This is a genomic window from Roseburia sp. 1XD42-69 (assembly GCF_003612565.1).
GTDB lineage: Bacteria > Bacillota > Clostridia > Lachnospirales > Lachnospiraceae > Roseburia_B.
Window position 1 is genome coordinate 1 of the sequence record NZ_RAZG01000111.1, and the last position, 6987, is coordinate 6987.

10 protein-coding genes and 2 pseudogenes are annotated in these 6987 nt (G+C 44.4%); 3 read left to right on the forward strand and 9 right to left on the reverse strand.

What is annotated here, in order from left to right:
- Nucleotides 1–168 precede the first annotated feature (168 nt).
- The 6 genes and pseudogenes from D7Y06_RS23070 to D7Y06_RS28700 all read right to left on the reverse strand — a co-directional run.
- Nucleotides 169–450 (reverse strand): annotated as a pseudogene (locus D7Y06_RS23070) (type IV secretory system conjugative DNA transfer family protein); the annotation flags it as partial.
- Nucleotides 451–477: 27 nt separating this feature from the next.
- Nucleotides 478–678, reverse strand: coding sequence for a transposon-encoded TnpW family protein (locus D7Y06_RS23075; protein WP_120409891.1), 201 nt, complete (start codon nt 676–678; stop codon nt 478–480).
- A gap of 97 nt (nt 679–775) precedes the next feature.
- Nucleotides 776–982, reverse strand: a complete 207-nt coding sequence (locus D7Y06_RS28695) for a hypothetical protein (protein ID WP_330566579.1) — start codon at nt 980–982, stop codon at nt 776–778.
- A complete protein-coding gene (locus D7Y06_RS23080; RefSeq protein ID WP_330566580.1) occupies nt 966–1613 on the reverse strand; it encodes a hypothetical protein in 648 nt (215 codons plus the stop codon). Before D7Y06_RS23080 ends, D7Y06_RS28695 begins: the two co-directional genes overlap by 17 nt.
- A 139-nt stretch (nt 1614–1752) precedes the next feature.
- Nucleotides 1753–1947 carry a hypothetical protein gene (locus D7Y06_RS23085; RefSeq protein ID WP_243119471.1) on the reverse strand — a complete coding sequence of 65 codons (195 nt, stop codon included), beginning with the start codon at nt 1945–1947 and terminating at the stop codon, nt 1753–1755.
- A 52-nt stretch (nt 1948–1999) separates the two neighbouring features.
- A complete protein-coding gene (locus D7Y06_RS28700) occupies nt 2000–2182 on the reverse strand; it encodes a hypothetical protein (RefSeq protein WP_243119473.1) in 183 nt (60 codons plus the stop codon).
- Nucleotides 2183–2406: 224 nt separating this feature from the next.
- On the opposite strand from D7Y06_RS28700, the pseudogene D7Y06_RS28445 reads away from it, so the two are divergent.
- Nucleotides 2407–2583 (forward strand): annotated as a pseudogene (locus tag D7Y06_RS28445) (antirestriction protein ArdA); the annotation flags it as partial.
- Between the two features lie 167 nt (nt 2584–2750).
- Complete coding sequence (locus D7Y06_RS23100) at nt 2751–3515, forward strand: CPBP family intramembrane glutamic endopeptidase (RefSeq protein ID WP_120409893.1); 765 nt, start codon at nt 2751–2753, stop codon at nt 3513–3515.
- A gap of 276 nt (nt 3516–3791) precedes the next feature.
- Here D7Y06_RS23100 and tnpC read toward each other — a convergent pair whose 3' ends face one another.
- The 3 genes from tnpC to tnpA all read right to left on the reverse strand — a co-directional run bounded on the left by tnpC (nt 3792) and on the right by tnpA (nt 6416).
- Nucleotides 3792–5414, reverse strand: a complete 1623-nt coding sequence (tnpC, locus tag D7Y06_RS23105) for an IS66 family transposase (protein WP_120409894.1) — start codon at nt 5412–5414, stop codon at nt 3792–3794.
- Between the two features lie 275 nt (nt 5415–5689).
- Entirely contained in the window at nt 5690–6052 is a 363-nt protein-coding gene (gene tnpB / locus D7Y06_RS23115) for an IS66 family insertion sequence element accessory protein TnpB (protein WP_120409896.1), read from the reverse strand.
- Complete coding sequence (tnpA, locus tag D7Y06_RS23120) at nt 6042–6416, reverse strand: IS66 family insertion sequence element accessory protein TnpA (protein ID WP_120409897.1); 375 nt, start codon at nt 6414–6416, stop codon at nt 6042–6044. Before tnpA ends, tnpB begins: the two co-directional genes overlap by 11 nt.
- A gap of 136 nt (nt 6417–6552) precedes the next feature.
- On the opposite strand from tnpA, the gene D7Y06_RS23125 reads away from it, so the two are divergent.
- Nucleotides 6553–6792 carry a hypothetical protein gene (locus D7Y06_RS23125; RefSeq protein ID WP_120409898.1) on the forward strand — a complete coding sequence of 80 codons (240 nt, stop codon included), beginning with the start codon at nt 6553–6555 and terminating at the stop codon, nt 6790–6792.
- Nucleotides 6793–6987: the final 195 nt, after the last annotated feature.

Genomic DNA, 6987 nt, shown 5'->3' on the forward strand with positions numbered 1-6987 from the left:
GGAGGATGAGGAATTAAAAAAATCAGCATGAACTTTCAACTTTTTGTGTCCAAAGTATTGACATAGGTCCAGCTTCAAACGAAGCCCTCACATTGAACCTACTATCTTGCTAAAGATAGATTACAAACAAGCCCGCGCGGAACGAATGGGTTCCGCTTACGAGCGCACCGCAAACTCGTCTAACAGGCAGCGCACATGGACGGGAAGCCGCCCGCCGTATTCATCATCTGCCTTGTCGCAAAGCAAGTTGAATAACTGTGTGTAGAGAATACTCACGACAAAGTTAAAGGTGTCGTCTGTGTCGCTGATGATGACGAAAAGAGCGGTCTTTCTGTCGCCTATGGTGTCAAGCTGCATTTCGTCAGTTTCCATAAGCTCGCGCAGTTCCTTAATGTCAAAGGGTGCTAACCTTGCGCCGCAGCTAATTAAAATCGACTTCGCCGTTTGTCCAGTGACGTTTTGTAAAGGACGTATTCATCATTTTTCATCACTTTTTCTTGGTCTGCCTTGTTTCCCATGCTCTAAGTCTTGGAGAATGACACGTTTTAGCTTATCCTCTACGCTTTGGGTACTCGTATCAGAAAAATGTACCTCGACTAAATACCTTGTCTTGTCAATCTTCTGTTGTAAACAGGGCGTTAATCGCCCTGTGGTGTTGGTCTGAATGTTGTCGCTCATGTTCCTCCTTTTGAGCGCAAAAAAGGCGCATAGTTTACAATTTACTGTTCCATGCGCCTTTACGCTGTTATTTAGATATTTAATTGTTTTACTGCTATTATGCCAACTGCATAACTTCTCCTTTAACTTCCTCAATCTCATCATCAGATAATTCCGGAAAAAATGTCTGTATTTCATCTATAGAAATTTTTCCTTTTTGCAACATAAGAATTGCCTTTTCTTTCACCTTATCCTGTGCCGCTTCATGCCGTTCACTTCTTATAAACGACTTCATAATCTGTTCTTCATCAAACAAACTCATCATAATCGTCACAACCTCCTTTTCTGTCAAGCAAATATTCTCTTAAAACATTCCTGTCCTTGCATATGCGGATTGTTTCCGTAACTGCCTTTTGTGTCATTCCATGCTGTTTTGTCTTCTCGTTAAATACTTTGCAGAAAATAATGTACTGGTTGATAATATCATCTGTATCGCTTTCGTAGATGACCTTTGCTTTTACATCAATATCTATTACCGCACCCTCAAAAAATTCTTTAGACAGAGATATTTTATCGGGTTTCCTCCCTTTGTTTCCCGTAAAAATCACATAAAGTTCAGGCTTTGGCATTTTTACTTTCTTGCTTTTGTAATAGTCTTGGCTGGTACGCTGAAAATATTCGTGATAACTCTGCGCAAGATACAGCAAAATTCTTACTAAAATATTCACTGTCCATGTTGACTGCGCCTCCACAAGTATCATCAACTTATTATTGACAATAAAACCTAAATCGTTATACAGATTATCAGTTAGCACATTTGTGATTGTTACATCTGTAAGTGAGTCCTCTGTCGCTGTGGTGTCCTCCGGGTGGAGCGTTTTATATAGCTTTAGCAGATAACTTTTGTTTTGAAAAAGGTCAAGGAATACGCTGTTTTTTGCTGTACGCTTTGCCATGACTTCCTCTATCTGTTTTGTATCGTCTGACACCTTATCACTTCGATTTCTAAAATCTGTGGCACAAAATACGATATATCCTGTTCCTGCTACACTTCAATTATACAAAAAAACGCCTGTCTTTACAATAAAATTCACATTAAATTTCTTCCTCCCTCCGTTTCGGTCTGTCTTGTTGCCTGTTATACTGTCGGCTCTCGTTCTGAAGTTCCCTCGCAAGGTTCTTCCTGTTGTAGCTGATTACCTCGGCATACGCTAATTCTGTGGCGATCTTGGTCTGCTCCCTGCCGATACTGTCTACTCGGATTGCAAAGACTGTATCTTTGCTTTCCACTGTTTCGGCGTCACCTTTTCGCCATTCTGTAAAAGGCTCTGCATACGCTCCCTTAATTCGAGGTACTTCGATAAGCTGTCCTTATGCTCCTTATCGTATCGCATTTTTGCAAGCCCTTTAAGCGACTGGCTCTCCTTATAGATGGCTTGGATCGGCGCAAAGAGGGCATACATTTTTGACGGTTCCTTTTCTTCTGTTTTGCTCTCCATTCCCCATTTTCAGTGAGAGGGCGCATAGTGAGTAAAACATGGATATGGAGATTGACAAGGACATACAGGGAAAAGAAGCAAAAAAGTGCTACCAACCTTACACAAAACACCGCCTAACAGGACAATAGGCGGTGTTTTTGTATGTGGCAGAAAATCCCTGAACCCTGGCCGCCAGGGTATGCGGCCAAAATCGAGACAAGAAGGTATTTGCAAGCATGGCAGACGAAACCAAGACCAACGCCACGCAGGAATCCTAGGCCTGTATGACCACCTGGGCGAGTATGAGAGCATTGACGAGTTGAACCATCTGGCCCACCTGCTGTCCGGCATGGACGGTGACGCACTGGCAAAGCTGGAGTCCGTGATGGACAGCGGGGAGTACACCGGGAGCGTCAAGGATTTAATCAACCTGACGCAAAATCTGAACAAGACGAGGGCGGTCAGCACAGAGCAGAGGGAACGGGCAAGACAGATGATGATTGCAAAGAATAAAGCAAAAAGAGATTAAGCAGAATTTAATGGAATTGTGAGAGTTCTTGTGGTAGAATAAAGTCGTTGAGCAAATCAATAAATTAACGGCTAAGGAGATTAACTATGATAAATAAACGCATATCAATCAGTGTTACTATATTGACAATAGTAATGACATTTATGGAGATGACCGCATTACCTGCGGCTTTATTCTGCAATATACAAATCAGGGATATTGAACCGATTTATTTCTCTTTGATGATAAATTTTGTATTGGCTTTTGCTTTATGTTATGTATGTAGGAAAACTATTATAAAAGAGTGGAATTTTGGATTACAATTTCAAAATATTCCGAATGGCTTGAAGAAATATGGTATTCCTTCCCTTGTTGCTACGCTTATAGTGGCAGCTGCTTTTTACATAGGACTTTCACCATTCAATAATACACCAACAATATATAGAGTTATTGTAGAGGGTGTTGTGTATTACATAGGTGTTGCAATAATGGAAGAAATTTATCTGAGAGGATTGTTGCAGAATATCATTGAAAAATGGTTTGGCATACGAAATAATGCTGCATTATTTGCAGTTATTATATCATCTGCACTATTTGGGTTTGGACATATTTTTGGCGCACTTGGACAACCGATTTTGACAATTATATGCAAGGCTGTTTGGGCGACTGCATTAGGAATTTACTTTGGGGCGGTTTATGTCAAAACCCGAAATTTATGGATACCGATTATTTTACATTTTATAGTGGATTTGTGCGGTATACCTTTTTGCTTTTCTAAAAGTAATCAATATCCAACAATAGGATTGGTCTGCTGTTTATCAACGTATTTGTTATTAGGACTATATGGCATTTATATTATTCGCAAAAAATAAGATAATTTCTGCCCTGTTTGTGAGCATTAAAATTGTAAAATCATTTAACGGGGTGGAAATAAGAAAATAAATATTGTTTACCTTTAGGTAGCGATTATCTTAACAGACAATCAGCTGCCTTTTTTATTTCAGAAACAACTAACAAGCACAGAAAGAATGAGGTATTAGAAATGATTGAAAACAACAACGAAGTAGCAAAGATGTAAACGGTAGATAGTGAGTACCTATACAAAACAAGAGCAAACCTGTATGATAGAAACAGATTTGCTCCAGTCTTTATTTCACTTTACTTTTATGAGGCTTGTGGCAATTCGCCGGCAGGCTTGGTGACCAGGGGAGCAGGTCATCCAGAAAACTGCGGTCGGTATCATCCAGATGCTTCGGGATCTCGGTAAGCAGATACTCAAAGTAATCATACGGTTTCAGATTGTTTGCTTTTGCGGTTTCCGCAATGCTGTAGATGATGGCGCTGGACTTTGCACCGGCAATGGTATCGATCATCACCCAGTTTTTCTTGCCAATGCAGAACCCACGGATGGACTGCTCCGCAGCATTATTGTCCATCGGCACTTCGCCATCGTCCAGGAATACTTTCAGGTATTTCTCCTGATTCAGGGAATAATTGAAACCTTCCCACGTCTTGCTTTTCTGCGGCACTTTCGGGAGGTTTTCACGGACCCATGTGAAATAAGCCTCCACCAGGGGCTTTACGCTCAGCTGGCGGCGGTTTTTCCGTTCCCCTGCCGGGAGATCCTTTAACTGTTTTTCCTCCCGGTAGATCGCCTGTATCATGGTAAGCGCAAGGTATGCGCGGCTGTCCTTCTGCTTCTGCTTAGGCAAAGCCTTCACTGCCTCGTCAAACCTCCGCCTGGCATGGGACCAGCATCCCGCAATCCGCAGGTCTTCCCGCTCGCCTTCAATGGTGTGGTAGACCTGGCAGCCGTCCGTGACGCATACGCCGTTGAAGTCTTTCAAAAACTCTCTGGGATGGCTGGCGTTACGGGTCTTCTGATATTCATACAGAACAATCTGGCGTTCTGTGTACATCCGTCCGGTGCGGTATACCCACATGTAGCTTTTTGATCCGGCAGGACGGCCGTCTTTGTTCACCAGCACAGGTGTTTCGTCTGCCTGCAGTACATGATAACTGTACAGTTTTTCATGCAGGTAATCATAGAGAACAGCGAGGTATCTGTCTGCACATTGGATTGTCCAGTTTGCCATGTTCTGCCGGGAGATATGCAGACCATAACGCTCAAATTCCTGCTCCTGGCGGTAAAGAGGGACGGCATTGACATACTTTGCGTTCATCACTGCCGCCTCAAGAGACGGGGACACAAGGCTTCCCCTTAATAAAGTCTGCGGATGCGGTGCCTTGACGACCTCTTCCGTTTCCTTCCCGGCGTACACTTTTACATGGTGTTCTTCCACCTCAATCTTTGCCGGGGTAAAGCTGTACCTGCGGTATACCTCATCCGGGAGCTGTTTCCAGCCGTCTTTTCCAAATTTATCTTCCAGCTCCCCATTCGTCATGGAATGTTCCACCACAACTACCGGAAGCCCCTCCAGGTCTTCTTCCCGTTTTCCCTGCTTTTTTTTCGGTTTTGTGCGGGAAACGTCTTCCGGATCTTCCAGTGCGTTTTCCTCTGCAGCGACAGCCTCGGATTCGTTAAAGAATACGACCTTCCCATCCACTTCCATAAAGGAGATCTGGTCTTCGATTTCATGTTTCTCTGTTGACCGGCCAAACCGATGCCGTTTTAGATCCGCCATCTGCTCCAGAACAAGCTGGAGCGTATGGTCGATATTTTCAAGCTGCTCCTGCTGCGACAGGAACAGCCGGATAAGCGTTTCCCTGTCAAGGCTGTTCAGTTGTTCTTCCGTATATTTTAAGGCCATGCTGTTTTCTCCCGGTATCCTGATAGCCTTATTATACCATGGATACAGAATTTTTGCGAACCCGGTGCTGCCGGATGTCCGTCATAATGCCTATGGTTGAAACAGCGGATACTGCCTTTGTATGATGCTGTTTCCATAACCCTTTCCAGGAAGGAAAAGCATGTCTGCGTTCATTCTGGGCTCCTTTATGGGATGCAGCGTGGTTTGGCAGGGATAAGGCGGGACATTTTTTCCAGCAGGAAGACCGTCTGAAAAGTTCTCCGTTTTGCACAAAGTCATCCCATGTATTCCGGCGGTTCCACCGGCCTGACCGATTTCTTCGGGGTGATTGTCAGCCCTTCCATCAGCCACCGGAACTGCTGCGGCGTTAATTCACGCACTTCCTCCGGGGTGCGCGGCCACTGGAACCGGCTTTCTGAGAGCCGCTTGTATAGCAGGAGCCATCCGTCCCCTTCCCATACAAGCCCCTTGATGCGGTCTGTGCGTCTCCCGCAGAAAAGATAAAGTGTATCCTTTATATATGGCCGGTTCCCGGTCTGGGTTTCCACGAGTGCCGCCAGCCGGTCCATACCGGCGCGCAGGTCGGTGTAGCCGCAGACAATGTAGACGGTTTTAAAGCAGGTGGCGTCATTGAACATCCCGCACCACCTTAAGGACTGCCGCAAGCAGCGGCATGGGTGTGGATTCCGTTATGCGGATGGAAAAACCGTTTACAGAAACGGAAAGCCCCTGCTGTATGCCACTGCCGCTTTGTGTTTCCTGCTGTAGGAGGCAGGTGTTTACCGGGGCGATCTGCTGCGCCGGGGCTTCCGGCGGAAGGTTTTCCAGACATGCCTGCCTTACGCGGCGCAGCCTGTAATAGTAGTTCGCTTTCGTAATGCCGTGGCTTGCACACCAATCAACGACACTCATGCCAGCGGGCCGGTTCTGGCATTCCCTGATCTGCTCTGCCCACTCTTTTAAACGGTATTGTACAGCCACTGCTGTTGTTGCTGAATTCATAGACTTACCTCCGTATAACAGTATCAAAAATTAAGGCTTAACTTTTAATACTCATGATAGAAATATAGTCTATTGTCACACACTTTGCCCTCATAGTCGAGGTACGCACTATCTACCGTTTACATTAAAGGAGCGTATGCAGAGCCTTTTACAGAATGGCGAGAAGATAACGCCGAAACAGTGGAAAGCGGAAATACAGTCTTTGCAATCCGAGTATGACAGTATCAGCAGGGAGCAGACCAAGACCGCCACAGAATTAGCCTATGCCGAGGTAATCGGCTACAACAAAAAGAACCTTGAGAGGGAGCTTCAGAACGAGAGCCGACAGCAGAACAGGCAACATAATAGGACTAAGCGGAGAGAAGAAGAAATTTAATGGAAATATGAGTGTGATTGTGATATGATTTAAGTCAGACAGTTTTAATGGAGGTTTATGTCATGGGAGAGAATACTTTAAAAATCAGTAATGCTATTATATGGGTAGTTGCATATTTTGGAATGGTAGTGTAAATAAGTTTGTGTTTTTGGAAATAAATGGCTCCTTTTTGGTAAGAATTAGGATATGCAAATT